Here is a 2,156-nt window from a genome sequence, read left to right on the forward strand (position 1 = left end):
GGTCGCTCATCATGCTAACTATTTCTAGTGATATAATCTCGCACCCTCATTGAGTCATATGTTAATTAAAGGAAGTAAATCACTATTTTATAAAAAGTTATCTGATTTTTAGTTGTATCTTATTATTTTTTTTACTAAAATTTCACGTCTTGTGCTTACATTTTCATCTATTGGGGGTAATATCATCTGGCTTACTAAATCTAAGATGAAAGCGTAGGGTGTACCTATTTTTCCATAAAGGAAAAACAGGTGTGATTATACGATAAGCTTCATAAATGATTTTTGTGGTGAAAATATGAATTTTATAGCAAAAAAACAACACCGAAGTGAATACCCAGACCCTATCACGTTTTCTAGAGGCGCTGAACTTGTTACAGGGGATAAGTATGAAGGTGATGAGGGTTGGGATAATTGGATTTTTTGTACAGTACCAAACCATTCTGGGGGGTGGGTGCCCGAACAACTTATTGAACGAGGTGCTAGGCTTGGTTATGGTACAGCGAAAGATGACTATTCTGCGAAAGAACTCGATGTTGATGAAGGTGATGAATATCAGGCGATAAAACTACTGAATGGTTGGGCTTGGTGTAGGCGGCTTTCGGATAATAGCATTGGGTGGGTTCCGCTTAGAATTCTGGAACAAATAGATTAGTCTATATGTTTTAGAATTGGTACTATTTATCAAACCAATACAGCTTGAATGGAAACTACTTAGGAGGTGATGAAATAATGATCAGTTTCGTCTCCTTCAAACATGTATCCTGGGCCAGCTTCTTCACCTGATTACCAACTAGCCTCAATACATTCAACTCTGATTATCCATGAGTCTTTCAAGTTCTGGGTTGATGCGGTGTTGTTGCCCAAATCAGCCATTAAGTCATAACTTCCTAAGCCCCTGCTAACCGCTACACTCGGCGGCTTTCTGACAGGTAGACCTAGGGCATTTAGCTTGTTTATGGTGCCTGTATATGCCATGACCTCTCCCACTTGGCAGTTATAGTTACGCAGACAGATTTTCCCGTCAGCAACTGCCTGAACCGATACAACTCCGTCTTTGCCTCAGAACGATGGCGATACCCCAATATCTTTTTCCAGTGCGCCAGCCCTTCTTTGCGCATAACCAGAACGGCCTCATTTCTTGGGTGTCCATTTTCCATAGTCACGCATTCTTGCTAGCCATGATACATACAGATAGCATCCCCTTTGTACATTTTCAAATGAGGCTATTTAAGTGGCCACAGGCAACGTCTGCATAAATACTCCCCAGCTTTCACCGAAGAAGGGTGAGCAAGGTGGACAGCACCTCGGCATCACTGATATTTTCCAGCGAAACTTCCGCAGCCACAATATCGGTGGATCACCGGCTCTACCGCCAGATGCAACTTGCATTATATTCGCCGCTTCTCGGCACCGTGTTTTCTGACTTTCCACTCGCCTCCACCAAATATCTTCAGGCCGGTCAAGTAGATGACCAGGCCGGTGATGCAGCCCTTTGCGGGTTGTCGATAGGCCACTTTTACCGATCGAGCACGCTTGCGGACACTGCTATAGTTCGGCGCACACAGCTGCACATTCATCAATTTGAAGACGGATTTGAGTTGCCCCTGAATTGCCTACAGAGTGAGACTGAATATTCCATTGAGCATCAAGAAGGTGCAGAGAGTCTGGTCTATGTATAGCTGGCTACTGCCTTGTCATCCGTGATGGTCATGGAGGAACCTGTCATCCATGGCCTCAGTATCAATCCAAAAGGTAAGTGAACCACGGTTAATCAAAAACTTGGTGTATTGAGGCCGGTTAGTGATGTGATGAAGTGACTTGTCCACGATGTCGACTTGAAGGGAATGATGGTGATCAGATCACCTCCTCCTCAGTTAGTTCCATTGAGACTGAATTGATTTAGGAAACAACGCTCCGAAATTTCTGAAAATAAAACTTGATAAAGTCATATTCAACGCATTCTAAATGCGTTGAAAGTAAATTTTTGATGGTTGTTCGTTTAAAACTCTAGCGAAAACCCTCAGTCCAACCAGAGGGTGTTTTTTTATTTAATGTGAGATGTATTTATCTTTATAAATAAAAATAAATGCAGGGTTTACATTAATTTACTTGAGGCTTGAATGAAGCCTGTTAAGGTGGTCTGTGTAAGGTGCAAT

Annotated in this window: 1 protein-coding gene and 1 pseudogene; one reads left to right on the forward strand and one right to left on the reverse strand. The window is 42.3% G+C overall.

The annotated features are described in order from the left end of the window. The first annotated feature begins 295 nt into the window (after window positions 1-295). On the forward strand, window positions 296-652 hold the full coding sequence (locus AACS24_RS02440) for an SH3 domain-containing protein (protein WP_108572257.1): 357 nt from the start codon (window positions 296-298) through the stop codon (window positions 650-652). Window positions 653-915: 263 nt separating this feature from the next. On the opposite strand, the pseudogene AACS24_RS02445 reads toward AACS24_RS02440, so the two are convergent. Continuing rightward, window positions 916-1,826 (reverse strand): annotated as a pseudogene (locus tag AACS24_RS02445) (IS5 family transposase); the annotation flags it as partial. Window positions 1,827-2,156 lie beyond the last annotated feature (330 nt).

Source organism: Aeromonas sp. HMWF016 (assembly GCF_963878195.1).
In the GTDB taxonomy this organism is placed as follows: Bacteria; Pseudomonadota; Gammaproteobacteria; order Enterobacterales; family Aeromonadaceae; genus Aeromonas; species Aeromonas lacus.

Excerpts from the sequence above, each read along its gene's own strand:
- AACS24_RS02440 (WP_108572257.1), top strand. The coding sequence starts at position 296 with ATGAATTTTATAGCAAAAAAACAACACCGAAGTGAATACCCAGACCCT.